A 23,688-nucleotide genomic window follows, 5' to 3' on the forward strand; every position below is an offset into this window, starting at 1 on the left:
GCGTGTACCTGAAGAGCCTGACCCTCAAGGGGTTCAAGTCCTTCGCCTCCGCGACGACCCTGCAGCTCGAGCCCGGCATCACCTGCATCGTCGGCCCCAACGGGTCCGGCAAGTCCAATGTCGTCGACGCCCTCGCCTGGGTGATGGGCGAGGCCAGCGCCAAGAGCCTGCGCGGCGGCAAGATGGACGACGTCATCTTCGCCGGTACGTCGGGCCGCCCGCCCCTGGGCCGCGCCGAGGTCGTGCTGACCATCGACAACTCCGACGGCGCGCTGCCGATCGACTACTCCGAGGTCACCATCAGCCGGACCATGTTCCGCACCGGTGGCTCCGAGTACGCCATCAACGGCACCACCTGTCGCCTGCTCGACGTCCAGGAGCTGCTCAGCGACTCAGGCATCGGCCGCGAGATGCACGTCATCGTCGGCCAGGGCCAGCTCGACCAGATCCTGCACGCCACCCCCGAGGACCGGCGTGGGTTCATCGAGGAGGCCGCCGGCGTCCTCAAGCACCGCAAGCGCAAGGAGAAGGCGCTGCGGAAGCTCGACTCCACCGAGGGCAACCTCAACCGGCTCAACGACCTGCTCAGCGAGATCCGGCGCCAGCTCAAGCCGCTGGGCCGGCAGGCCGAGGTCGCCCGGCGGGCGGCGACGGTGCAGGCCGACGTCCGCGACGCCCGGGCGCGGCTGCTCGCCGACGACCTGGTGACCGCCCGGACGTCCCTGGAGCAGGAGCTCGCCGACGAGAGCGTGCTGCTCGCCCGCCGCGAGGAGGTCGAGGCCGGGATCGCTACCGCGCGGGAGCAGGAGGCGACCCTCGAGGCCGCGCTGCGCGAGGACCTGCCCGCGTTGTCGGCCGCGCAGGAGACGCTGTCGTCGCTGACCGCGCTGCGCGAGCGGTTCCGCGGCACCCAGAGCCTGGCCGCCGAGCGGGTCCGCAACGCCGCAGGCGTCGCCGAGACCGAGGTCGAGCAGGGCCGGGACCCCGACGAGATCGAGGCCGAGGCCGCCCGGCTCGCCGCCCAGGAGGCGGAGATCGCCGCCCAGGTCACCGAGCAGCAGGCCGCGCTCGAGCAGGCCGTCGCCACCCGGCGGGGTGCCGAGGAGGCCGCGGCCAACGAGGAGCGCCGGGTCGCCGGTCTGCTCCGGGCCGCCGCCGACCGCCGCGAGGGCCTGGCCCGGCTGCACGGCCAGGTCAACACGCTGCGCTCGCGAGCCCACGCGGCCGAGGAGGAGATCGGCCGCCTCGAGGCCGCCCGCGCCGACGCGCTGACCCGCGCGGAGCGCTCCCAGCGCGACTTCACCGCGCTCGAGACCAAGGTCGCCGGCCTCGACGCCGGCGAGGAGGGCCTCGACGCCGAGCACGAGGCCGCCGTCGCCTCGCTCGACGACCTCGAGGAGCGGCTGGTCAAGGTCCGCGAGGAGGCCCAGCAGGCCGACCGCGAGAAGGCCGGGCTCAGCGCTCGCAAGGAGGCCCTCGAGATCGGGCTGGCCCGCAAGGACGGCGCCGGCGCGCTGCTCGCCGCCTCCGACACGATCTCGGGCCTGCTCGGCTCGGTCGCCGCGCTGGTCACGGTGCGCGGCGGCTACGAGGGCGCGGTCGCCGCCGCCCTGGGGGCCGCGGCCGACGCCGTCGCGGTCAGCGACGCCGACACGGCGCTCGCCGCGATCGACCACCTCAAGAACGACGACCTCGGCCGCGCCGGGCTGCTGCTCGCCGGGGGAGAGGCCGAGACCACGAGCGGGTGGCCGGCGCTCCCGCCCGGGACGTCGTACGCCGTCGACGTGGTGGAGTGCCCCGCCCAGGTCCGGCCCGCGCTCAACCGGCTGCTGCGCAAGGTCGCGGTCGTCGACGACCTGGGTGCCGCCCGCCTGCTGGTCGACGGCCTGGCCGACGTCGTCGCGGTCACCCGCGACGGCGACCTGCTCGGCGCCCACTTCGCCTCCGGCGGCTCCCATGCCACGCAGAGCCTGATCGAGATCCAGGCCGCGGTCGACGAGGCCACCGAGTCGCTCACCGAGGCCGTTGCCGCCGCGGAGCGGCTCGGCTTCGACCTCGCCCGCCTGGAGAACGAGCGGCTCGAGGCCCGCCAGCGCGTCGACGTCGCCCTGGCCCGCCTCCACGAGTCCGACGCGACCCTGGCCGCCGTGGCCGAGGAGCTCGGCCAGCACGGCTCGCTGGCCCGCGCGGCCCGCGCCGAGGCCGAGCGGATGACCGAGGCCATCGCCCAGGCCGAGACGTCCCGCGAGCAGGCCCTAGTCGGCCTCGCCGAGCTCGAGCAGCGCCTGGCCGCGGCCGAGCAGGACACCGACGAGGAGCCCGACACCACCGAGCAGGAGCGCCTCGTCGAGGCCACCCGCGCCGCCCGGCAGAGCGAGATGGAGGCCCGCTTGTCCCTGCGCACCTCCGAGGAGCGGGCACGCGCGCTGCACGGCCGGGTCGACCAGATGCGCAAGGCCGCCGAGACCGAGCGCCAGGCGCGCGCCCGCGCGGCGGAGCGTCGCACCCGACTCCTCGCCGAGGGCCGCGCCGGCCAGGCCGTCGCCAGCGCGGTGACCTTCGTGCTCGCCCGCCTCGAGCGCTCGATCGAGGAGGCCACCGCCCGGCGCCAGTCCGTCGAGGACTCCCGCCGGGGCCGCGAGCAGGAGCTGATGGGCGTGCGGCAGGCACTGCGCGACCTCGGCAAGGAGCACCAGGACCTGGTCAGCTCCGTGCACCGCGACGAGATGGCCCGTGCCCAGCAGCGGATGCGGATCGAGCAGATCGAGACCAAGGCGCTCGAGGAGCTCGGCCTCGAGCCCGACGGCCTGGTCGCCGACTACGGCCCCGACCAGCCGGTTCCCGTCCTCGAGCCGCCGGCCGAGGGGGAGTCCGGTGAGGCCGACGCCGAGCCCCGCACCGTGCCCTACGTCCGCGAGGAGCAGGCGAAGCGTCTCAAGACCGCCCAGAAGGCGCTCGGCATGCTCGGCCGGGTCAACCCCCTCGCGCTCGAGGAGTTCAGCGCGATGGAGGAGCGCCACCAGTTCCTCTCCGAGCAGCTCGAGGACCTGCGCGCGACCCGCAAGGACCTGCTCGAGATCGTCAAGGACGTCGACGCCAAGGTCGAGCAGGTCTTCACCGAGGCCTATGCCGACGTCACCAAGGCCTTCGACCAGACCTTCGCCCGGCTGTTCCCCGGCGGCGAGGGCCGCCTGGTCCTCACCGACCCCAACGACATGCTCGCCACCGGTGTCGAGGTCGAGGCCCGGCCCCCGGGCAAGAAGGTCAAGCGCCTCTCGCTGCTCTCCGGCGGCGAGCGCTCGCTGGTCGCCGTCGCCTTCCTGGTCGCGCTGTTCAAGGCCCGGCCCTCGCCGTTCTACATCCTCGACGAGGTCGAGGCGGCGCTCGACGACACCAATCTCGGCCGGCTGCTGGAGATCTACGAGGAGCTGCGCGAGAACTCCCAGCTGCTCGTGATCACCCACCAGAAGCGGACCATGGAGGTCGGCGACGCCCTCTACGGTGTCACCATGCGCGGGGACGGTGTGTCGGCGGTGATCAGCCAGCGGCTGCGGGACGAGTCGGCATGAGCGGTCCCGACCGCACCCGGCCCGACCGGGCGTCGTACCGCGCCTGGCGCACGGCGACCACCCGCTGGTCCGACGACGACGTCTACGGGCACCTCAACAACGCCCGCTACTTCGACCTCATCGACACCGCCGTCAACGCCCACCTGCACGAGGCGACCGGCACCGACATCCGCAAGCTGTCCGCGATCGGAGTTGTGGCCGAGGTGTCGTGCCGCTACTTCGCCGAGATGGGCTACCCGCGCCCGATCGAGCTCGGGTTGGCGGTCGAGCGCCTGGGCACCTCGTCGGTGATCTACCGCGTCGGGCTGTTCCAGGGCGACCCCGAGGGCGAGGGTGCGCTGGCGTGCGCGGAGGGCCGGTTCGTCCACGTGTACGTCGACAACACCGACCCCGCGCGGCCCGCCACACCGATCCCCGACCTGGTCCGCGCGGCCGTCGCACCGCTCGTCGTGTGATCTGCGCCGCTCCCCGGCGACAGCGGGTGCCGGCGATGCCGGACCGGTTGGTGCCGGGGTGCAGGATGGACAGCAGAGCGATCCCTACTCGGAGGAGTCGAAATGCTGTTCGTCGCGCTTGCCATCGTGCTCAGCCTCGCTGTGTCAGCGGTCGTCGCCCTCTACGTCGCCTACCCGCACCGCGGTGAGCAGATGCCCGTCGTGCCGTGGCTCGGCGACGCGCTCGGCCGCGCCGTCGACTCCGCGCCGGTGCTGGCCGACGACGAGCGGGACCTGCAGCGCCTCGGCTGAACCCCGTCTCGCCCACCGCAGCGGCGCCACCCGATTCTGACTCGGGCGGGCGGCGTGATGGGATGACCGCATGCAGGAGTGGCTCTACCTCGTCATCGGGATCGCCGTCGTCGGCGTCCTCGCGATCGCCGGCTTCGTCGGGACCCGGGTCCGCCGTACGCCGAAGGCGCCGGAGGCGAGGACCGATGTCATCGCACCGCCGGCCACGCCGAGCGGGACCGAGGCTCCGCCTGCCGACGCTGCGGTCGAGGCACCGCAGGTCGAGGCACCCGAGGAGCCGGCCGCTCCTGCCCTCGAGACCCCGGAGAAGCCGGCCTCGCGCCTGGTCCGGCTGCGCCAGCGGCTGGCCGGGTCCAACGCCCTGGGCCGGGGGCTGCTCGGCCTGCTCAGCCGCGAGAAGCTGGACGAGGACACCTGGGAGGCGATCGAGGACCTGCTCCTCGCCGCCGACATCGGCGTCGCGCCCACCCAGGAGCTCGTCGAGAGACTCCGCACCCGGCTGCGCGTCGAGGGCGGCCAGGCACCCGACGCCCGCACCGTGCTCCGCGAGGAGCTGATCAACCTCGTCGACCCGACCATGGACCGCTCGCTCAAGGTGAGCGGCGAGGGCGAGGCCCCCGGCGTGGTGCTGGTGGTCGGCGTCAACGGCACCGGCAAGACCACCACGGTCGGCAAGCTGGCCCGGATCCTGGTCGCCGACGACCGTACCGCCCTGCTCGCGGCCGCCGACACGTTCCGCGCCGCCGCGACCGAGCAGCTCGCCACGTGGGGCGAGCGGGTCGGCGTCGAGGTGGTCCGCGGCCCCGAGGCCGGCGACCCGGCGAGCGTCGCGTTCGACGCCGTCAAGCAGGGCGTGGACCGCGGCGTGGACACCGTCGTGGTCGACACCGCGGGCCGGCTGCAGAACAAGCAGGGCCTGATGGACGAGCTCGGCAAGGTCAAGCGGGTGATCGAGAAGCAGGCGCCGGTCACCGAGGTCCTGCTCGTCCTCGACGCCACCACCGGCCAGAACGGGCTGATCCAGGCGAAGGTGTTCTCCGAGGTCGTCGACGTGACCGGCATCGTGCTCACCAAGCTCGACGGCTCCGCGAAGGGCGGCATCGTCGTCGCGGTGCAGCGCCAGCTCGGCGTACCGGTCAAGCTGGTCGGCCTGGGCGAGGGCCCCGACGACCTCGCGCCGTTCGACGCGGCCGCGTTCGTCGACGCGCTGCTCGGCTGACGACCGGAGGTCGGCCCGCCGCGGCCGTCACCGGACCGTAACCGCTGTGCGGCACCCGTTACCGGCGTGAAACATGCGGTCGCCCGGGCCGAAACCTCAGCCACCGAGTCTTCGGGGCATGGAAAACGGCTACTACACCTGGATGTTGGTGTCGGCCTCGCTCGTCCTCTTGATGACCGCCCCTGGCCTGGCGCTCTTCTACGGCGGCATGAGCCGGACCAAGTCAGTGCTCAACATGATGATGATGTCCTTCAGCGCCCTCGGCGTGGTGGGCATCGTGTACGCCCTGTGGGGCTGGTCGATGTCGTACAGCACGACGTTCGCCACCTCCGGCGGTGCGACGGGCAAGGAGATCGGCAAGCTCTTCTCCAACCCGTTCACGCAGTTCGGGCTCGAGAGCACGGATCCCGCGAACTATGTCTTCGTCGCCTTCCAGCTGACCTTCGCGGTGATCACCGCGGCGCTGATCAGCGGTGCGGTGGCCGACCGGATGAAGTTCTCCGCGTGGCTGGTGTTCCTGCCGATCTGGGTGACCCTGTCCTACTTCCCGCTCGCGCACATGGTGTGGGGCGGCGGCTTCCTCAGCGGCGTGGAGAACGGCCTGGCCGACCTGCTCTTCCCGGGTGACGGCGGCGCCGAGGTGGCGCCGATCGACTACGCCGGCGGCACGGTGGTGCACATCAACGCCGGTGTCGCGGGCCTGGTCCTCGCGCTCCTCCTCGGCCGGCGGCTCGGGTTCGGCAAGGAGCCGATGAAGCCGCACAACCTGACCCTGACCATGATCGGCGCCGGCCTGCTCTGGTTCGGCTGGTTCGGCTTCAACGTCGGCTCGATCGTGAACCTCGACGACTACACGACCGAGACCGGCCTGGTCTGGCTCAACACGACGCTGGCGACCTGCGCCGCGATGATGGGCTGGCTGCTCGTGGAGAAGCTCCGCGATGGCCACGCGACCTCCCTCGGTGCCGCCTCCGGCGTCGTCGCCGGCCTGGTCGCGATCACCCCGGCGTGCGGCAACCTGGTGCCCTGGAGCTCGATCGTGCTCGGCCTGGTCGCCGGTGGCGTCTGCGCCCTGGCGGTCGGCCTGAAGTACCGGTTCGGGTACGACGACTCGCTCGACGTCGTCGGCGTCCACCTGGTCGGTGGCCTGATCGGCACCATCGGTGTCGGCTTCCTCGCCTCCCACGACGGCGGCCTGCTCACCGGCGGCGGCGCGAAGCAGCTCGTCGTGCAGGTCCTGGTCGCGGCGTTCGCGATGGTCTGGTCGGCGATCGCGACCCTGGTGGTGGGTCTCGGCATCAAGGCCGTGATGGGCCTGCGGCTCCCGGAGGAGGACGAGGTGGACGGGATCGACTTCGCCGAGCACGGCGAGGCGGCCTACGATCTCACCACCGGCGGCGGTGCCGCTCGTCGTACCTCGCTCCTGAGCACCACGTCGTCCACCCCTTCGGAGGTAAGCGCATGAAGCTGGTCACCGCGGTCATCAAGCCGCACAAGTGGGAGGACGTCCGGGAGGCGCTCGAGGCCTTCGGCGTCACCGGGATGACGGTCAGCGAGGCCAGCGGCTACGGCCGGCAGAAGGGCCACACCGAGGTCTACCGGGGCGCGGAGTACGACATCGCGCTGGTCCCCAAGATCCGCATCGAGATCGTCGTCGACGACGCCGACGCGGCCGACATCGTCGGGATCATCACCAAGACCGCCCACACCGGCCGGATCGGTGACGGCAAGGTCTGGGTCAGCCCGGTCGAGTCCGTGGTGCGGGTCCGCACGGGAGACACCGACACCGCGGCGCTCTGACCCGAGAGTCCCGGCCGGGGCCTGCCCACGCGGCAGGCCCCGGCTTCACTCGCGCGTAACCGGTGCCGGGAGACGCGTTACACGTGCGAAACAAACTCCCCGCACAGTGTCCGAATGCCCGATCTGCTCCTCGCCACCGCAACCGCTGCCGCGCCCGCCTCGGCGGCCGGTGACACCGCCTGGCTCCTCGCCGCGGCCGCCCTGGTCCTGCTGATGGCGCCGGGCCTGGCGTTCTTCTACGGCGGCATGGTGCGCTCCAAGAGCGTGCTCAACATGATGATGATGGTCTTCGGGGCCCTCGCCGTCGTCATGGTGGTCTGGGTCGTGGTCGGCTACTCGCTGGCCTTCGGCGACGACCTCGGCGGTGGCCTGGTCGGCGACCCGACCCAGTACTTCGGCTTCAAGGGGATGCTCGAGGCCGACCCCGACGCGTCGTACCCGATCACGCTGTTCGCCGCCTTCCAGGGCCTGTTCGCGGTGATCACCGTCGGCCTGATCGCCGGCGCGATCGCCGACCGCACCCGGTTCGGGACCTGGCTGCTGTTCGCGGCGCTGTGGACCGTGCTGGTCTACGCCCCGGTCGCGCACTGGATCTTCGACTTCAGCTCCGGTGACCACGTCGGCGGCTGGATGGCCAATCAGCTGGGTGCCCTCGACTTCGCCGGCGGTACGGCGGTCGAGATCAACTCCGGCGCCGCAGGCCTGGCCGCGGCGCTCGTGCTCGGTCGCCGGGTCGGCTTCGGGCGCGACCCGATGAAGCCGCACAACCTGACCCTGGTCATGGTCGGCGCGGGGCTGCTGTGGTTCGGCTGGTTCGGGTTCAACGCCGGGTCCGCGCTGGCGGCGAACAACACCGCGGCGATCGTCTTCGTCAACACGCTCCTCGCCGGCTGCACGGGGCTGCTCGCCTGGCTCGGCGTGGAGCGCTTCCGCGACGGCCACGCGACGTCCTTCGGCGCGGCCTCGGGCGTGGTCGCCGGCCTGGTCGCGATCACGCCGTCCTGCGGGTCGGTCACGCCGATCGGCGCGATGCTCGTCGGGCTCGCCGCCGGCTCGATCTGCGCGCTGGCCGTCGGCCTCAAGTACACCTTCAGGTACGACGACTCGCTCGACGTCGTCGGCGTCCACCTCGTCGGCGGGCTGGTCGGCACCATCATCATCGGACTGCTGGCGTCCTCCTCGGTGAGCGGCGTCGACGGCCTGTTCTACGGCGGGGGTGCCCACCAGCTCGGCAAGCAGCTGGTGGCGGCGGGCGTGACGCTCGTGTTCTCCTTCACCATGACCGCGCTGCTGGTGTGGGTGCTGGAGAAGACCGTCGGGTTCCGCGTCGACCCGGAGCACGAGGTCGCCGGCGTCGACCTCGTCATCCACGCCGAGACCGCCTACGACCTGCACACCGCCACCGGAGGCGCCCGCCCGCACTTCGGTCACGGCCAGGGATGACCGCAGCCGAGCGGGCCGCCCGGACCGAGGCGGCCGACGCCCTCTGCCTCGGCGCCTACGACGCCGCGGGCGGCCCCGACACGGGCGTGGCCATGGTGGCGGTCGGTGGCTACGGGCGGGGCGAGCTGGCGCCGTACTCCGACCTCGACGTGGTCCTGGTGGCCGACGAGGGCGTCGACGAGGAGCTCTGGCGCGAGCTGGCGGGCCGGGTCTGGTACCCGCTGTGGGACTCGGGCGAGAAGCTCGACCACGCGGTCCGCTCCCTGCCCGAGATGCTGTCGGCGGCGGAGGGCGACGTCCGGGTGGCGTCCGGGCTGCTCGACGTACGCCACGTCGCCGGCGACCACAGCCTGGCGCTGCGACTGCGCACGACCACGCTGACCCACTGGCGCCGGCAGGCCCGCGAGCGGCTGCCCGAGCTGCGCGAGCTGGTCCGCAGCCGGCACCGGCTGGTCGGTGAGCTCGCGCACCTGTCGCTGCCCGACCTCAAGGAGGCGGAGGGCGGGCTGCGCGACGCGACGGTGCTCAAGAGCCTCACCGCGACCTGGCTGGTCGACGTACCGGCCGCGGACCTCGAGCGCTGCCGCCAGCAGCTCCTCGACGTGCGCGACCTGCTCCACGACGCCGCGGGCCGCGCCTCGGACCGGATCGCCCCGGAGCACTGGGCGCCGCTCGCCGAGGGCCTGGAGCTGCCCGACGAGGCGGCGGCCCAGCGCTACGTGCGCGAGCTCGGCCGTCGGGTGACCCACCTGTCACGGCTGGCGTGGCGGCGTACCGACGACGCCCTGCGCCGTACGCCGGCCGCCCGGCCCCGGCGCCCCGAGCTGGAGCGGGTGGCTCCGGGCATCGCGCTGTCGCGCGGTGAGATCGTGCTCGAGGCGGGCACGAAGCCGGCTGCCGACCCGGTCCTGCTGCTGCGCGCGGCGGCCGAGGCGGCGGTGCGCGACGTCGTCCTCGCCCCGCCGACCGCGGCCCGGCTGGTCCGCGAGTGCCCGCCGCTGCCGGAGCCGTGGCCCGACGAGGCCCGCCAGCAGCTGGTGCGGCTGCTCGCCGCCGGGCCCGGCCTGCTGCCGGTGTGGGAGACGCTCGACGAGACCGGCGCGCTGGACCGGATCCTGCCCGAGTGGGAGCGGATCCGACTGCTGCCGCACGCCTCGGCCATCCACCGCTTCACCGTCGACCGGCACGTCGTCGAGACCTGTGTCGAGGCGGCCGCGCTGATCCGCGACGTCTCGCGACCCGATGTGCTCGTCGTGGCTGCGCTGCTGCACGACATCGGCAAGGGCGAGCTCACCGAGCACAGCATCGCCGGCGCTCCCATCGCCCGGGCGATCGCGACCCGGATGGGCTTCGGCCCGCACGAGGTCGACCTGATCGCCCAGCTGGTCCGCTGGCACCTGCTGCTCGCCGACATCGCCACCACCCGCGACCCCGACGACCCGGCGACCATCGACGCGCTGCTCGAGCACGTCGACAGCCTCGACGCGCTGGCGCTGCTGACCGCGCTGAGTGAGGCCGACGCCAAGGCCGCCTCACCGAAGGCCTGGTCGTCGTGGCGGGCCGGGCTGGTGCTCGACCTGTCCCGGCGGGCCCGCACGGCGCTGGAGCGGGGGAGTGCGCCGCCGGCGTTCACCGTCGAGGAGATCCCGGTCCCGGCCGGGGTGGTCGACGGCGACGTGTCGATCGTGGTGGAGCCGGTCGTCGACGGGTCGCGGATCACCGTGGTGGCCCTCGACCGGGTCGGCCTGCTCGCCGACGTGGCCGCGGTGTTCGCTCTGCGGCGGGTCACGGTGCGGGCGGCGCGACTGTGGGCGCAGGGCGAGTACGCCGTGTCGGTCTGGGACGTCGCCGAGGCGGGCCTCGACCCACGGGCGCTGGGCGACCAGCTGGACGCGATCACCTCGCGCCGGGTGGACGCCGTCGCCCGGCTCGCGGCACGACACGTCACGGGGGACCTCGACCCGGCGGTCGTCGTACGACCGGAGGCGAGCGACCACGCGACCGTCATCGAGGTCCGCGCCGCCGACCGCCTCGGGGTCGTGCACGTCGTCAGCGCGGCGCTGGCCGCGCTCGACATGACGGTCCGCTCGGCCCACATCTCCACGCTGGGCCCGCAGGCGGTGGACGTGTTCTACGTCCAGGAGGTCGCGGCGGGAGCGCTCTCCGAGACGCGGGCGGCCGAGGCCGCCCGCGCCGTTCGGAAGGCGATCAGCTCGAGCTGATCAGCGGTCGGCTCAGGAGAGGGGCGAGGTCACCTGGGTGGCGACGCCGGTCACCGGGTCGACCTCGTAGTAGTAGTGCGGGGAGCCGTCGCGGTTGGGCATGCTCGCCGGGTCGGGGCTGACGCCGAAGGCGGTGCAGACGAGGGTGCCGTTGGGGTTGAGGTGGGCCTTGATCATCTCCGTGTTGCCCGGGAACCGCTCCGAGAACGGCAGCTGCGGCTTGTTGGCGCAGGTCTCGGGCAGCATCAGGCCGTAGATGCCGCCGTGGGCGACGACCACCCCGGTGCCGCGGTCGTTGCGGTGCTCCCGGGCGTACTGGGTCCACCAGCGGTCCCAGCGCTCCTTGACGTCGTAGTAGTTCTCGGCGCCGCCGAAGTCGTCGCCGCGGGTCGAGGGGTCCATCACCCAGCTGGCCATGATCCCGCCCGCGACGCGCTCGTCCTTGGACACGAGCTCGACCTCGCGCAGGTCCTCGTCGGCCAGGACCGGGACGTCGTGGTCCGCGGCGACGCCGTCGGCGGTCTGGAAGGTCCGGACCATGATCGAGGAGTCGACCGACTCGACGGGTGCGTCGTGCAGGAAGTCGACCAGCTTCGCCGCCTGCTGGATGCCCAGGGGTGACAGCTCCTCCTCCGGGACCGGGTAGGTGCTGTTGGCGTGCCGGACGAAGAGGATGTCGTAGCCGGGGAACGCCTGCTTGGGCTTCGGGTCGGCCTCGGCCCCCTGCAGGCCCACCACGGCAGGCGTCGTGGCGAGGACGGCGATCGTCGCGGCGAGGGCGGAGAGTCGGGTACGGCGCTTCATGGTGCCTCCGGTCGGGAGTGGGACGGAGCGCCGAGCATCGGGAGGCCGCAGCGCGCCGGGGCGCAGGGTCCCGGTCAGTGAGACGTGCGTCACGCCGAGCGCGTGCGGGTCAGCAACATCGCGACTGTGGCCGGTCCTCCTTCGCGTCGGCGCGGTCGCGCTCCCAGGCACGGCGGGACACCGGCTCGGTGCCCTCGCGAGCACAGCGCTCGACGTACTCGTCCCAGCGGCCTCCCCGGTGGCCTCGCGGACGTACCAGCGCACGCCGCGCCACGCGCGGACCGCCGGGCCCAGGACGCTCACGAGTGGCTCCCGGTCCGGGTCAGGCGCGACTCCTCCCACTCGCGGACGGCGGCCCTCTCCTCCGCGGTCGCGAAGAAGTCGGCCGGGGCCACGATCCGGGACGGTACGGCGGGCACCTCGGTGGTCGGCAGGCCGCCGGCCCGCAGGGCACGGACCCAGACCACGACGGCGTTGGCCACGACCACCACCACGAGGACCGCGAAGGTCAGCTGCAAGATGCCGTTGGTCATCGAGTTGGTGATGACCTGGTCCATCTGCCCGGCGTCCTTCGCGGGGGCCAGGACCTGGCCGGCGTCGCGAGCGTCGCGGTAGCGGTCGGCCTGGGCGAAGTAGCCGATCGCCGGGTTGTCGGAGAAGACCTTCTGCCAGCTGGCGGTCATCGTCGTCACCAGGTCCCAGACGAGCGGCACGAGCGGCACCCACACCCAGCGTGCCTTGCCGTGCTTGAGCATCAGGGTCACGCACACGCACAGCGCGATCGCGGCGAGCAGCTGGTTGGAGATGCCGAACAGCGGGAACAGCTGGTTGATCCCGCCGAGGGGGTCGGTGACGCCGACGTAGAGCATGTATCCCCAGGCAGCGACGACGAGCGCACTCGCCGACCACGCCGCGGGACGCCAGGAGGTGTCGGCGTACCGCGGCCACAGGTTGCCGATGGTGTCCTGCAGCATGAACCGGCCCACGCGGGTGCCGGCGTCGACCGCGGTGAGGATGAACAGGGCCTCGAACATGATCGCGAAGTGGTACCAGAAGGCCGCGAGCCCACCGCCGAACGCGTCGGTGAAGATCTGCGAGATGCCCACGGCCAGCGTCGGTGCGCCTCCGGTCCGCGAGACCAGGGTCGGCTCCTGCACGGCCGCCGCGGCCTGGGTGAGCGTGTCGGGGGAGAGGGTGAAGCCGAGCGAGCCCACGAACTGCGCGGCGCTGGAGGCGGTGCCGCCCGTGGCGCCCGCGGGGCTGTTGATCGCGAAGTAGAGCCCCTGGTCGATCACGCACGCCGCGATCAGCGCGCTGATCGCGACGAAGGACTCCATCAGCATGCCGCCGTACCCGATCATCCGGACGTGGCTCTCCTTGGCGATCATCTTCGGGGTCGTTCCCGACGAGATGAGCGCGTGGAAGCCCGACAGTGCGCCGCAGGCGATGGTGATGAACACGAACGGGAACAGCTTGCCGGCGAACACCGGCCCGTCACCGTGCAGTGCGAAGCTCGTGACGTCGTCGTTGGCGAGCACCGGACGGGCCAGGACCAGCCCGACCGCGAGCAGGGCGATGACGCCGACCTTCATGAACGTCGACAGGTAGTCGCGCGGCGTCAGCAGCATCCACACGGGGAGGACGGAGGCCACGAAGCCGTAGACGATCAGGCAGATGGTCAGCGTCTCGTGGGAGAGGGTCAGGCTGTCGCCGAGGCCCGTGTCGTCGATCCAGCCGCCGACGATGATGGCGAGCAGCAGCAGCGCGACGCCGATCGCGGTGGTCTCCGAGACCCGGCCGGGCCGCAGGTAGCGCAGGTAGAAGCCCATGAAGAGGGCGATCGGGATGGTGAGGCCGATCGAGAACACGCCCCAGGGCGACTCGGCGAGGGCGTTGACCACCACCAGCGCAAGCACGGCCAGGATGATGATCATGATCGCGAAAACGGCCACGAGGGCGGCGATGCCGCCGATCGTGCCGATCTCCTCGCGCACCATCTGGCCCAGGCTCTTGCCGTCGCGGCGCATGGAGAAGAACAGCACCATCATGTCCTGGACGGCGCCCGCCAGGATGACGCCCACGATGATCCAGATGGTGCCGGGCAGGTAGCCCATCTGCGCGGCCAGCACCGGCCCCACGAGCGGCCCCGCCCCGGCGATCGCGGCGAAGTGGTGGCCGAACAGCACGCGCCGGTCGGTGACGTCGAAGTCCTGGCCGTTCTCCAGCCGCTCGGCCGGGGTGGCGCGCGTGTCGTCGACCTCGAGCACCCGGTCGGCGATGAACCGGGCGTAGAACCGGTACGCGATCGCGTACGACGCCAGCGCGGCGAACAGGATCCACAGCGCCGACACCTCCTCGCCGCGGGACAGGGCCAGCACCGTCCAGCAGACCGCGCCCACGACGGCGATGCCGCCCCAGATCGCGATGCCAGCAGGTGTCATCCGGCGGCCTGGGCCACCGGGACGTCGTACAGGTGTCGTGGTTGCCATCGTCGATCCTCCTCGACCCGGTGGGGTGCCCCCGATGGCACTCCCGACCACCGCGGCGGGTGGCCAGCACCCGCCGCAGTACCCTCGGACCGCTACCGCAGACGACGGGACCCACGGCCCCGGCGGTTACGATCGTGTTCGAAGACTCCACTTCTACCGACGACTCCGACGAGGACGCAACGCTCTTGTTCGCCACACTGTCCGACCGCCTCAACGCGACCTTCAAGAACCTCCGCGGCAAGGGGCGGCTCTCCGAGGCCGACATCGACGCCACCGCCCGGGAGATCCGGATCGCGCTGCTCGAGGCCGACGTCGCGCTGCCGGTCGTCAAGGAGTTCGTCGCTGCGATCAAGGAGCGTGCCCGCGGCGAGGAGGTCAGCGGTGCGCTGAACCCCGCCCAGCAGGTCGTCAAGATCGTCAACGACGAGCTGATCGAGATCCTCGGTGGCGAGACCCGCCGGCTGCGCTACGCCAAGACCGGTCCGACGGTCATCATGCTCGCGGGTCTGCAGGGTGCCGGAAAGACCACTCTCGCGGCCAAGCTCGCGCTGTGGCTCAAGGAGCAGGGCAAGACCCCGATGCTCGTGGCCTGCGACCTGCAGCGCCCGAACGCCGTCCAGCAGCTCCAGGTCAACGGTGAGAAGGTCGGCGTCCCGGTCTACGCCCCGGAGCCGGGCAACGGCGTCGGCGACCCGGTCTCGGTCGCGAAGGCCTCCATCGAGGAGGCCAAGCGCAAGCTCCACGACGTGGTCATCGTCGACACCGCGGGCCGCCTCGGCGTCGACGCGGAGATGATGGGCCAGGCCGCCGCCATCCGCGACGCCGTCCAGCCCGACGAGGTCCTCTTCGTCGTCGACGCGATGATCGGCCAGGACGCGCTGGTCACCGCCCAGGCCTTCCTCGACGGGGTCGGGTACGACGGCGTCGTGCTCACCAAGCTCGACGGCGACGCCCGCGGTGGTGCCGCCCTGTCCATCCGGCAGGTCACCGGCAAGCCGGTCATGTTCGCCTCCTCCGGCGAGAAGATGACCGACTTCGACGTCTTCCACCCCGACCGGATGGCCTCGCGCATCCTGGACATGGGCGACGTCCTCACCCTGATCGAGCAGGCCGAGAAGGCCTTCGACCAGGAGGAGGCCCTCAAGGCCGCCGAGAAGCTCACCCAGGGCGACTTCACCCTCGACGACTTCCTCGCGCAGATGCAGCAGCTGAAGAAGCTCGGCTCGATGCAGAAGATCCTCGGGATGCTGCCCGGCATGGGCCAGGTCCGTGAGCAGCTCGAGAACTTCGACGACCGCGAGATCGACCGGATCGAGGCCGTCATCCGCTCGATGACGCCGGCCGAGCGCGCCAACCCCAAGCTCATCGACGGCTCGCGCCGGGCCCGCATCGCCAAGGGCTCGGGCCGCAGCGTCTCCGACGTCAACCAGCTCGTCGACCGCTTCTTCGAGGCGCGCAAGATGATGATGCAGATGGCCCGTGGCGGCGGGATGCCCGGAATGCCGGGGATGCCCGGCATGGGCGGTCCCGGCGGCGGCAAGCGGGTCAGCGCGAAGCAGAAGGCCAAGCAGGCCAAGGGCAAGGGCGCGCGCCGCTCGGGCAACCCGGCCAAGGCCGCCCAGGACGCCGCCGCCGCGAAGGCGAAGGCCGCCGAGTCGAAGCCGAACCCGTTCGGCATCGGACAGGACATCGACTACGAGGCCGCTGCCGAGAACCTGCAGCTGCCGAAGGACTTCTCCAAGTTCCTGAAGTAGGGCAAACGGGCAATGGCGGCTCTGACCTGCGGAAACGTCCCTCACTGGCTCCCGCGACGGAGCGTACAGCGCTCCTACTGAAGATATCAAGTAGTCTCGGGCCATGCGCCCGAGCGAGCTTGAAGCCTTCGTACCGTCCTGGACTATCCACCTACGCGCCGAGCGCAAGACCGCCGGCACTATCAAGACCTACCTCGACGGCGTCCGTCCGTACCTGGCCTGGTGTGTCGAGCAGGAGGCGGAGCCGCTGGCTCGCGGGTCGCTCCAGGCATGGACTGCAGAGCTGCTCGACGCCGGCCGGTCGCCGAGCACCGCCAAGACGCGGATGCAGGCGGTCCGGCACTTCACCCGCTGGCTCGCCGAGGAGGGCGAGATCGACGGGAACCCGTTCGATCGGATGCGGCCGCCCAAGGTCGACATGCCCGTCGTGCCGGTGCTCTCCGACGACCAGGTCAGCGCGATGCTCAAGGCCTGCCAGCCGGTCAGGGCGGAGGACCGGACCGGGCTGCCGTCGCTACGCCACCGGCGCGACGAGGCGATCATCCGGCTGATGCACGAGACCGGGCTGCGGGCCAGCGAGTGCCTCAACCTCGAGCTGCCCGACGTCGATCTGGTCAAGGGCCTGGCCATCGTACGCCGGGGCAAGGGCGGCAAGGGGCGCACCGTGCCGTTCGGCGCCCAGACGGCCAAGGCGCTCGACCGATACCTGCGTGTGCGGCGCCTCCACCGGCTCGCTGACGGCCCGCGGCTGTGGCTCGGCGACCGCGGCAAGGAGCTGGCCTACGGCGGCCTGTACTGGGCGCTGGGGGAGCGCGCCAAGCAGGCCGGCATCGACGGCTTTCACCCGCACCAGCTGCGCCACACGTCGGTCGACCGGTGGCTGGCCAAGGGCGGCTCGGAGACGGGCGCCATGGCGATGCACGGCTGGTCGTCGCCCGAGATGCTGCAGCGTTACGGCAAGGCCAACCGCGAGCAGCGGGCGATCGACGAGGCTCGAAAGCTCAACCTCGGCGACCTCTAGACACGCCGCGCACGACGTTGCCTACGGCGTGCGCTGTTCGCTACCGTGTCCGGCAAGAACACGCCCACCAGGGTTTGACCCGGACCCGTTCGGAGTGGGGGAGTCGCCGACAGGCGGCAGCTGACAGGTCTCTGAAGGCAACAAGAAGGTGCATCACGTAACGGCCGGCCGGGTTGGCTGAGTTGCGGAGCCGCGCCACAGGATCAACCTGTGGAGGCTCTCATGCCCGCATCATCAATCCGCCGTCTGGCGGCGCAGTCTGCAGCCCACGAATCCTGGGCTAGGACCGAGAACTGGCCCGCGCGCACGGCGCCAGCTCGCGCTGCTTTCGAGGCGAAGTTCCTCGAGCAGGCCGACGGCGACCCCGTCCGCGCAGCCAGCTTGCGCAAGGCCTACTACATGCGCCTCGCCTTGAAGTCAGCGAAGGCCCGCGCGCAGCGGCGTCTCGCCGACGTTGAGCAGCGTCTCCAGTCGCACGAGGGCGGGGATGCTGCGTGACGGCGCGAGAAGGCCGCCCCGCAACCAACGAGGCGGCCGAGATCCCGACGGCGATCAAGATCGAGGCCAGCGTACGCCGTGAAGCGGCGGCTTCCCCGGAACTGCACTCCGGGCGACCAGTGTCGGCGGGGCCTGCGACGTGCTCAGGCCTGCAGGGCCCTGGCGCCGTCAGGTTCGTCGTCGTCGCGAGCCGGCGAAACGGGAGTTGCTGCCCGCAGTTCGTAGGCGAGCACGAGCAACTGTTCTGTGAAAGTCGCGACCTGCTCCGCCTCAGCCTGCGTGATCGCCTTGATCTTGTGCGTGGCGGTGTTGCCGATGTCCTTGATCGGCTCCACCCAGTCGAGCATCTGCTTCGTGATGACGCCCGCCGTCTCGAGGTGCTGGACGCACTGCTTGAAACCGGGGCCGAAGCCCTTGACGTTCTCCTCCGGGAGCCCGTTCTCGACTGCGATATGGAGCAGCAACTTCCGACAGAGCATGACGGCAGCCATGTAGGCGCCAGCGCCCAGGCAGGTTCGAACTTCCTCCCACACCAGCGCGTCATCCGCAGGGAGGTTGGACGGCGTGCGCTTCGGCCGAGTGGCCGGGCTGATCGTCGAACCGTTGCGGACGAATCCTCGAAGACAGGTGACGCAGCGCATCCACGAGATGTCGCGCTGTTCGGTCTCGACGAAACCCACCTCCAGGGCTTGGTTGCCACCACAGTGTGGGCACGTCGACGGAATCCAGCTGCTCGCAAGATCCCGAAGCGCGGATGTGTTGTGTCCGAGGGTCACAAGACCAAGAGTCGGGGCGGCGACCATCGCTCAGCCGTTCACCACAGAGCCGCCAGGCTGAGGGCCACCGGCGGTCAGGCGGTAAGCGACCGCGAGATCCTTCAGCGCGCTGGCTTGGCTGCTCGCGTTCAAGGAGGTCTTGCCGCTCAGTGCCTTCGCCTGGCGCTCGATCTCGGCATAGATGGCCTCGATGACTTCGTTGTTGGTGGCCACTGTGACTCCGTTCCTCGGAGCGGCCCGATGCCGCTCGCTGGGCAGACCGTAACGAGCACCTCCGACACGTCGCAGGTGAACGCGGTCCGCTGGGCCGGCGGGAAGGCAATCGAATGAGCGCCCAGCCGGGCCTTCCGGCGAACTCGACGCCACGACCGAGCGTGACCCACCGGGGGTCGTGCTCGCGGCCGTCGCATGGTGTCGTACACGAGCTCTGTCCGATGCACGGTTGCGCGTTCTGCTGCGTCGAGGAGTTCCCCGAGGCCGCCAGTTGGTTCGGCACCGAGGAGCCGCCGCTGGGGCCGCCAGCCGTGTGGAGCTACGACGACCTGCCGCCAGAGTGGTACAGGGAAGGCACCGAGACCTGGGACGCGCTGATGCTGTGGGAGAAGCACGTCACCGACGACGAGTGCGAGGTCTGCACCGAGATCGTCTGGCGCACGCTGTCGTACGACGACCAGCACCACCAGCTGCAGTGCCTCGACGACCTTCACTGTCTCGACTGTGGGATCTGCGCCTTCGAGGCCGGAAAGTGGTGCCGCGAGTGCCGCCGTTGCTGGGCCTGCGCTGAGGGCTCCGACGACCTCGAGGTCGTCTCGTCCTGCCAGAGCTCCTTCGACCGTTACAGCAAGGCGCTACGGCGCTACGTCGACGTCTCCTTCGAGACGCACGACTGGTGGGAGCCGACCCTGTGAGCGCCCTGCAGCGACCTCTGCTCGACCTCTCGGGCATGAACTACGACCAGGCGGACTTCGAGGCCCGCGTCGAGGATGAGTACCTGCTCCTCAAGGCCAGGGAGGAGGCTCGTCGTCGCGTCGAAGTCGAGCGATCGGCCGAGGTCGACCTCGACGCGCTCTTCCTCGACCGCGACCAGCTCGACGAGCTCAGCGTCCCGACGTACCTGATCCCTGGGGTGATCCCGCGGCACGCGTACGGCGTCCTGCGCGGCCGCGACCAGAGCTTCAAGAGCTTCGTCGCGCTCGACTGGTCCTTGACGATCGCCAGCGGGGGCTTCTGGGACATGGCGCCCGTTGAGCAGGCCCGCGTGCTCTACATCGCCGGGGAAGGCGCCTGGGGCCTGCGCCAGCGCCTCGCGGCTTGGGAGGAGCGCCGCGGCGCCCGGATCGACCCGAAGCGCTTCACGGTGCGACAGGTCGCGCTCAATCTCCACCGGCCAGGACCCGCCTTCGAGCACCTGCTGGCCCACGTCGAAGAGCGTCGCTACGACCTGGTCGTCGTCGACACCCTGCGGCGCGTGTCCGGCGCCGCGGACGGCAACAGCTCGGAGATGGGCGCCGTCGTCGACAACCTCGACCAGATCAAGCACGCCACCGCGGATGGAAGCGTGCTGGTCGTAGCCCACACCGACAAGGGCGACAGCGACAGCCGTGGCTACTCGGGCATCGAGGACGACGCGGATTTCGTCTGGCACGCGCGCCGCGAAGGGCTAGACCTGGACCTCGAGCTGACCAAGATGAAGGACGGCCCCGACGGCCGGCACGTCTACCTGCGCGCGTGGCCGGTGCTCGATTCGCTTGTCCTCGCTCCAGCCACACGCACCGCCGAGCCAGACCGTGACAGCGCCTCCGAGATCGCCCTGCTTGGGCTGCTCCACCAGTCGTTCCCCGACGGCACCCACGGCGGCATCCTGCGCGACGCGAGCGGCATGCCCAAGGCCACGTTCTACCGCGTCCTGGCGAACCTGGTGCAGCGCGGGAGGGTGCTCAAGACCGGGTCTCAGCAGCGCCCGTTCTACACACCAGCGGATCTCGCTGGTCCCACCGAAGTCTCATCGCCAATCGACGCTCGGTCTCACGGTGTCTCGCCAGAGTCCCAACGAGTCCCACGGGTCTCACGACCTTTAGGGAGTGAGACCAGTGAGACACACACAGGAAGCGAGACAGCAGCGACAGCGGGTGCTGCTGGGGAATCTCCGCGCCCGGTGCCTCCACTGGCTGCCCTGGCTGGCGAACTCAGCGACGAGCAGCGTGCGCTGCTCGGCCGTCTCGCCCCGACGAACGAGGAAGCCTGACGATGCGCTGCGAGCACTGCAATGCCCAACTCCTGGTCCGCGCGGACCGCACGGTCTACCGCCCGCATCTGTCGTGGTGCCCCTGGGCGCCCCGGCCCGCACGCGTGGTGATCCTCCCTGCTGTGCAGGATGAGCCGGAAGGTCTGGACGGATGACGCCCGACGACGCCCGGTGCTCCGTCCCGGGGTGCGGTGACTCGGCAGGGGCCGGCCTGTTGTGCCGGACTCACTACGCCGATGCGCTCGCCGGCCGGCCGTTCGCGGATCCAGGCATGTGCCGGGTGTGCGGCGCCCGGACCGCGGCCGCCACGGACACCTACTGCCCGGCCCATCGCGAGGTGCTCCGCAGTCGCGAACACGCCGCGATGGTGCCGCTCGAGCTGGTCGAGTGGTTCACCCACTACCCCGGGTGCTCAGCCGCCGACGGCTCGCTCCTGAAGCTCTTCGCCCAGCCCGACGGTGCGACTGCAGGCCTGGCATGCCGCGTCTGCCAACGGCTCGTGGCGCTGCGAGGTGGCCGCGTTGCCGAGCTCGCGCGCCAAGAACTGCTGGCGGTGGGCGCTCTCGTTGATGCGCCGCCGAAGCGTCGCAGGTCTGCTCCCACCTCTGCACCAGACGCTCCGGCCACGGTGCCGACAGGTCGCTGGTCGACCGCGTGCGCGCTGTGCCGGCGCACCGTGCACCTCGATCGACCGCCGGTCGGACCGATCCGCTGCGAATCGTGCGGCTGATCGGCATGCGTACAACGATCCCTCGCCAACCAAGGAGGCAAGCATGATCACTATCGACCGAGCAGCCCTGGCCGGACTCCGTGATCTCGACCTGCATGCGATGGTGGCTGACCTCGCTGCCAAGGCTGAGCTCTGGGACACCAACCAGAGCGCACATGCTTGGGAGATCTTGGCCGCGGCCCTGACCGACGAGCTGGTCATGCGCCGCAGCGCGATGGCTGTGACCGAACGAGGCCACGAGCTCGACGACACTGAGCAGGCTGAGATGGCGGCCCTGGTCGAGGCCGAGCAGACCGCCTTCCGCCGACAGGTGCGCGCACGTCAAGCCCTCGACGCCTTGAGGCGCCGGCCGCCGCCAGCTACGCAGCGTCCTCACCGGCGGAAGGGCCGAAAGTGACCCGGGGGTGGGTCCGAGGCGGGCCCGACGCGGCCTCGGCGGACCGCCGCAGTCTTGGAAGTCCCCCACGGCTCGATCGTGGTCACAGTGACGTGGTCACAGTCACAGCGGGCGTCACGCCAGAGGCTCCGGCATGCCGCGGCTGAGGGCGGTGGAGTGTGCCGAGTGCGGGCGGGCCTTCGAGACCACGTCGCCCCGGGCGAAGTTCTGCCCCGACAACGATCGCTGCAGGAAGGCGGCGAGCCGGAGGCCGTCGAAGAGGGGACGACGCGAGATGCGCGCCGGGACCGCCGTACGACCGGCCGCCGCGGAGCCGTCGCGGGAGGACGTCGTCGCCGACCTTGAGGCCATGATCGAGCTGCTGCCCAGCGACATCGACGTGCTCGAGGACCGGCACCCGTTCGGCGCCGACCCTGAGGTCGATGAGGTCATCGGCGGCCTGGACACGCACCTAGCGAGCCTGAAGCTGCTGCTGGCCTGGATCGCGGCCGAGAGCGAGCCGTCATGAAGGCCGGCAACGGCTGGATCCGCGCCGTCGACAGGCCGGTGCTGCGCATCTACTGCTGCCAGGCCAACCCACGGCGCCCGCGCCTGGTCGGGGTCGTCTCAGCGTTCCAGGGCAAAGGCCTCGTGCTGCACCGGTGCTCTGGCTCTGGCTTGCTGCTCGCCGGGCGAGCGACGACGTTCGCGCTGCCCTGCACGTGTGGCCGGCGAGCGCGCCACGTCGTACGGCTTGCCGGTGTGCTTGCCTTGGTGCAGAGCGGGCATCGCGCGGCGCGTGTCGGCTCCGATGGGCATCTACACCTGCTAGGTTTAGGTCACAGTTCGATCCGAGACGCACCGGCCTCCTGGCCCGCAGTACCGCGCTAGTGCGAGGCGCAGACTCCCCTCAGGAGCGTCTCGCCATGGCTTCCGCCGACCAGCTGCCTCCCGCCCTTCGACGGGCCCGCGCCAACCTGGCGTCCGCCGCCGCTGCGCTCAAGTCGCGTCCGACGCCGGCCGCTGCGGCACGCGTGGACAAGCTTCGCGCCGAGTACAACGTGCTCGCGCTGGAGGACCGCATCCATCGCGTGCTCGACGACGGGCCTCCGCTCTCCGACGCTCAGCGAACCCGCCTGGTTGCAGCGGTGCAACGCAAGCCGAAGCCGGCGGCGACTGCCGAGCCGAAGGACTGGCTCACGCTCGCCGAGGCCGCGGCGGTGCTCGGTACGACCTCGGTTCAGGTCCGCCAGCTCGCCGATGTTGGCACTCTTCGCAGCCGGATCCTTCCTGGCTCTGCGGTCCTCCTGGTCCGTCGCTCCGATGCCGTCGACGCTATGGGGACGCTCCGATGAGCGGCGGTCGAAGCGCACCCTCCAGGGTCGCGGTCCACGAGTCCGGCCACGCTGTCATGGCATGGTCCCTCGGCTTCACCGAGCCGGGCCCGATCACCGTCGTGCCGGCCGACGGCGTGTTCAACGGCCTCTGCTTCCCGGGGGCACCGCCGGTGGCATACAGCGCGGGGGACGGCGACTACGGCGCGGCGACGCCCCTCCCGTCGATGCCGGCCGAGGTGCGCCGTTGGGTCGAGAGCGTGACCATGATGACGCTCGCCGGCGATCTCGCTGAGGAGATGTTCGAGTGGGCGGGCACTTCTCGCCACGAGGCGACTGGCGACCTGGTGCCTGCACCGGACCGCGACGCGGCTCTTCCACCGCTCGCCCGCCGACTGCTGGTTCGCGCACGCGCTGAGGTCGACCCCAGCACCTCCGACGAGGACCACGGCCTCGAGCTTCTGCTGGCAGTCCATCTACAAGACCTCGACCTCGCCCTGGCCCACCGACGGCTACTTCTCCTCGACAGCCGCCGCATCTTGCAACTCCACGGCCGCCGGGTCATCGCCCTTGCGCACGATCTCGACGACCATGGCACCCTGTCTGGCGCGCACTGGCACGGCCTCCTGAACGACTCTCTCGGGCTGCGGGCGGTGAGCTGA

24 protein-coding genes are annotated in these 23,688 nt (G+C 71.2%); 18 read left to right on the forward strand and 6 right to left on the reverse strand.

Annotated elements, in window-relative coordinates:
- Positions 1-2: 2 nt before the first annotated feature.
- The 8 genes from smc (at position 3) to QI633_RS08085 (ending at position 10,999) form a co-directional block, all read left to right on the forward strand.
- Entirely contained in the window at positions 3-3,569 is a 3,567-nt protein-coding gene (gene smc, locus QI633_RS08050) for a chromosome segregation protein SMC (RefSeq protein ID WP_282428618.1), read from the forward strand.
- Positions 3,566-4,024, forward strand: coding sequence for an acyl-CoA thioesterase (locus tag QI633_RS08055; RefSeq protein ID WP_141799618.1), 459 nt, complete (start codon positions 3,566-3,568; stop codon positions 4,022-4,024). Before smc ends, QI633_RS08055 begins: the two co-directional genes overlap by 4 nt.
- A gap of 102 nt (positions 4,025-4,126) precedes the next feature.
- Complete coding sequence (locus QI633_RS08060; protein WP_141799617.1) at positions 4,127-4,315, forward strand: hypothetical protein; 189 nt, start codon at positions 4,127-4,129, stop codon at positions 4,313-4,315.
- 70 nt (positions 4,316-4,385) lie between these two features.
- A complete protein-coding gene (gene ftsY / locus QI633_RS08065; protein WP_282428619.1) occupies positions 4,386-5,534 on the forward strand; it encodes a signal recognition particle-docking protein FtsY in 1,149 nt (382 codons plus the stop codon).
- A gap of 118 nt (positions 5,535-5,652) precedes the next feature.
- Positions 5,653-6,999 (forward strand): ammonium transporter, encoded by a 1,347-nt coding sequence (locus tag QI633_RS08070; protein ID WP_222117884.1) that lies wholly within the window; start codon positions 5,653-5,655, stop codon positions 6,997-6,999.
- Positions 6,996-7,334, forward strand: coding sequence for a P-II family nitrogen regulator (locus tag QI633_RS08075; RefSeq protein WP_282428620.1), 339 nt, complete (start codon positions 6,996-6,998; stop codon positions 7,332-7,334). The genes QI633_RS08070 and QI633_RS08075 overlap by 4 nt, the downstream gene beginning before the upstream one ends.
- Before the next feature lie 114 nt (positions 7,335-7,448).
- Positions 7,449-8,777, forward strand: coding sequence for an ammonium transporter (locus QI633_RS08080; RefSeq protein WP_141799614.1), 1,329 nt, complete (start codon positions 7,449-7,451; stop codon positions 8,775-8,777).
- A complete protein-coding gene (locus QI633_RS08085; protein ID WP_282428621.1) occupies positions 8,774-10,999 on the forward strand; it encodes a [protein-PII] uridylyltransferase in 2,226 nt (741 codons plus the stop codon). The genes QI633_RS08080 and QI633_RS08085 overlap by 4 nt, the downstream gene beginning before the upstream one ends.
- Positions 11,000-11,011: 12 nt before the next feature.
- Here the strand turns inward: QI633_RS08085 and QI633_RS08090 are convergent, their stop codons facing one another.
- Together QI633_RS08090 and QI633_RS08095 are read right to left on the reverse strand one after the other, a co-directional pair.
- Positions 11,012-11,803, reverse strand: coding sequence for a histidine phosphatase family protein (locus QI633_RS08090; protein ID WP_141799612.1), 792 nt, complete (start codon positions 11,801-11,803; stop codon positions 11,012-11,014).
- Positions 11,804-12,102: 299 nt separating this feature from the next.
- A complete protein-coding gene (locus tag QI633_RS08095) occupies positions 12,103-14,292 on the reverse strand; it encodes a carbon starvation CstA family protein (protein ID WP_282428622.1) in 2,190 nt (729 codons plus the stop codon).
- Positions 14,293-14,477: 185 nt separating this feature from the next.
- On the opposite strand from QI633_RS08095, the gene ffh reads away from it, so the two are divergent.
- From ffh to QI633_RS08110, 3 genes are all read left to right on the forward strand, one after another.
- Positions 14,478-16,046 (forward strand): signal recognition particle protein, encoded by a 1,569-nt coding sequence (gene ffh / locus QI633_RS08100; RefSeq protein ID WP_282429293.1) that lies wholly within the window; start codon positions 14,478-14,480, stop codon positions 16,044-16,046.
- A 103-nt stretch (positions 16,047-16,149) separates the two neighbouring features.
- Positions 16,150-17,067: a tyrosine-type recombinase/integrase gene (locus tag QI633_RS08105; protein WP_282428623.1), complete on the forward strand. Its 918-nt coding sequence runs from the start codon at positions 16,150-16,152 to the stop codon at positions 17,065-17,067.
- 210 nt (positions 17,068-17,277) lie between these two features.
- Positions 17,278-17,565 (forward strand): hypothetical protein, encoded by a 288-nt coding sequence (locus QI633_RS08110; protein ID WP_282428624.1) that lies wholly within the window; start codon positions 17,278-17,280, stop codon positions 17,563-17,565.
- Positions 17,566-17,708: 143 nt separating this feature from the next.
- On the opposite strand, the gene QI633_RS08115 is transcribed toward QI633_RS08110, so the two are convergent.
- Both QI633_RS08115 and QI633_RS08120 read right to left on the reverse strand, forming a co-directional pair.
- Positions 17,709-18,245 (reverse strand): DUF4145 domain-containing protein, encoded by a 537-nt coding sequence (locus QI633_RS08115; RefSeq protein ID WP_282428625.1) that lies wholly within the window; start codon positions 18,243-18,245, stop codon positions 17,709-17,711.
- 126 nt (positions 18,246-18,371) lie between these two features.
- Complete coding sequence (locus QI633_RS08120) at positions 18,372-18,554, reverse strand: hypothetical protein (protein ID WP_282428626.1); 183 nt, start codon at positions 18,552-18,554, stop codon at positions 18,372-18,374.
- Positions 18,555-18,775: 221 nt separating this feature from the next.
- On the opposite strand from QI633_RS08120, the gene QI633_RS08125 reads away from it, so the two are divergent.
- From QI633_RS08125 to QI633_RS08140, 4 genes are all read left to right on the forward strand, one after another.
- Positions 18,776-19,249, forward strand: coding sequence for a hypothetical protein (locus QI633_RS08125; protein WP_282428627.1), 474 nt, complete (start codon positions 18,776-18,778; stop codon positions 19,247-19,249).
- The gene (locus QI633_RS08130) at positions 19,246-20,586 is read left to right on the forward strand and encodes an AAA family ATPase (protein WP_282428628.1); all 1,341 of its coding nucleotides are present in this window, start codon (positions 19,246-19,248) and stop codon (positions 20,584-20,586) included. Before QI633_RS08125 ends, QI633_RS08130 begins: the two co-directional genes overlap by 4 nt.
- Before the next feature lie 151 nt (positions 20,587-20,737).
- Positions 20,738-21,316 carry a hypothetical protein gene (locus tag QI633_RS08135; RefSeq protein WP_282428629.1) on the forward strand — a complete coding sequence of 193 codons (579 nt, stop codon included), beginning with the start codon at positions 20,738-20,740 and terminating at the stop codon, positions 21,314-21,316.
- 43 nt (positions 21,317-21,359) lie between these two features.
- Positions 21,360-21,713 carry a hypothetical protein gene (locus tag QI633_RS08140; RefSeq protein WP_282428630.1) on the forward strand — a complete coding sequence of 118 codons (354 nt, stop codon included), beginning with the start codon at positions 21,360-21,362 and terminating at the stop codon, positions 21,711-21,713.
- Between the two features lie 114 nt (positions 21,714-21,827).
- Here QI633_RS08140 and QI633_RS08145 read toward each other — a convergent pair whose 3' ends face one another.
- On the reverse strand, positions 21,828-22,064 hold the full coding sequence (locus QI633_RS08145; RefSeq protein ID WP_282428631.1) for a hypothetical protein: 237 nt from the start codon (positions 22,062-22,064) through the stop codon (positions 21,828-21,830).
- On the opposite strand from QI633_RS08145, the gene QI633_RS08150 reads away from it, so the two are divergent.
- Positions 22,063-22,221 (forward strand): hypothetical protein, encoded by a 159-nt coding sequence (locus QI633_RS08150; protein WP_282428632.1) that lies wholly within the window; start codon positions 22,063-22,065, stop codon positions 22,219-22,221. The two genes, QI633_RS08145 and QI633_RS08150, sit on opposite strands and share 2 nt — an antisense overlap.
- Before the next feature lie 98 nt (positions 22,222-22,319).
- Here the strand turns inward: QI633_RS08150 and QI633_RS08155 are convergent, their stop codons facing one another.
- Entirely contained in the window at positions 22,320-22,511 is a 192-nt protein-coding gene (locus tag QI633_RS08155) for a hypothetical protein (RefSeq protein ID WP_282428633.1), read from the reverse strand.
- A gap of 107 nt (positions 22,512-22,618) precedes the next feature.
- Between QI633_RS08155 and QI633_RS08160 the strand changes: the two genes are divergently transcribed.
- Entirely contained in the window at positions 22,619-23,047 is a 429-nt protein-coding gene (locus QI633_RS08160) for a hypothetical protein (protein WP_282428634.1), read from the forward strand.
- A 56-nt stretch (positions 23,048-23,103) separates the two neighbouring features.
- Positions 23,104-23,688, forward strand: a complete 585-nt coding sequence (locus tag QI633_RS08165) for a hypothetical protein (RefSeq protein WP_282428635.1) — start codon at positions 23,104-23,106, stop codon at positions 23,686-23,688.

The organism is Nocardioides sp. QY071 (assembly GCF_029961765.1).
Lineage (GTDB): Bacteria > Actinomycetota > Actinomycetes > Propionibacteriales > Nocardioidaceae > Nocardioides.

Excerpts from the sequence above, each read along its gene's own strand:
- QI633_RS08135 (WP_282428629.1), top strand. The coding sequence starts at position 20,738 with ATGACGCCCGACGACGCCCGGTGCTCCGTCCCGGGGTGCGGTGACTCG.
- QI633_RS08060 (WP_141799617.1), top strand. The coding sequence starts at position 4,127 with ATGCTGTTCGTCGCGCTTGCCATCGTGCTCAGCCTCGCTGTGTCAGCG.
- QI633_RS08095 (WP_282428622.1), bottom strand. The coding sequence starts at position 14,292 with ATGGCAACCACGACACCTGTACGACGTCCCGGTGGCCCAGGCCGCCGG.
- QI633_RS08140 (WP_282428630.1), top strand. The coding sequence starts at position 21,360 with ATGATCACTATCGACCGAGCAGCCCTGGCCGGACTCCGTGATCTCGAC.
- QI633_RS08155 (WP_282428633.1), bottom strand. The coding sequence starts at position 22,511 with ATGCCCATCGGAGCCGACACGCGCCGCGCGATGCCCGCTCTGCACCAA.
- QI633_RS08075 (WP_282428620.1), top strand. The coding sequence starts at position 6,996 with ATGAAGCTGGTCACCGCGGTCATCAAGCCGCACAAGTGGGAGGACGTC.
- QI633_RS08055 (WP_141799618.1), top strand. The coding sequence starts at position 3,566 with ATGAGCGGTCCCGACCGCACCCGGCCCGACCGGGCGTCGTACCGCGCC.
- QI633_RS08080 (WP_141799614.1), top strand. The coding sequence starts at position 7,449 with ATGCCCGATCTGCTCCTCGCCACCGCAACCGCTGCCGCGCCCGCCTCG.
- QI633_RS08105 (WP_282428623.1), top strand. The coding sequence starts at position 16,150 with ATGCGCCCGAGCGAGCTTGAAGCCTTCGTACCGTCCTGGACTATCCAC.
- ftsY (WP_282428619.1), top strand. The coding sequence starts at position 4,386 with ATGCAGGAGTGGCTCTACCTCGTCATCGGGATCGCCGTCGTCGGCGTC.
- QI633_RS08165 (WP_282428635.1), top strand. The coding sequence starts at position 23,104 with ATGGCATGGTCCCTCGGCTTCACCGAGCCGGGCCCGATCACCGTCGTG.
- QI633_RS08145 (WP_282428631.1), bottom strand. The coding sequence starts at position 22,064 with ATGGCCTCAAGGTCGGCGACGACGTCCTCCCGCGACGGCTCCGCGGCG.
- QI633_RS08090 (WP_141799612.1), bottom strand. The coding sequence starts at position 11,803 with ATGAAGCGCCGTACCCGACTCTCCGCCCTCGCCGCGACGATCGCCGTC.
- QI633_RS08160 (WP_282428634.1), top strand. The coding sequence starts at position 22,619 with ATGGCTTCCGCCGACCAGCTGCCTCCCGCCCTTCGACGGGCCCGCGCC.
- QI633_RS08085 (WP_282428621.1), top strand. The coding sequence starts at position 8,774 with ATGACCGCAGCCGAGCGGGCCGCCCGGACCGAGGCGGCCGACGCCCTC.
- QI633_RS08070 (WP_222117884.1), top strand. The coding sequence starts at position 5,653 with ATGGAAAACGGCTACTACACCTGGATGTTGGTGTCGGCCTCGCTCGTC.
- QI633_RS08150 (WP_282428632.1), top strand. The coding sequence starts at position 22,063 with ATGATCGAGCTGCTGCCCAGCGACATCGACGTGCTCGAGGACCGGCAC.
- QI633_RS08125 (WP_282428627.1), top strand. The coding sequence starts at position 18,776 with ATGCACGGTTGCGCGTTCTGCTGCGTCGAGGAGTTCCCCGAGGCCGCC.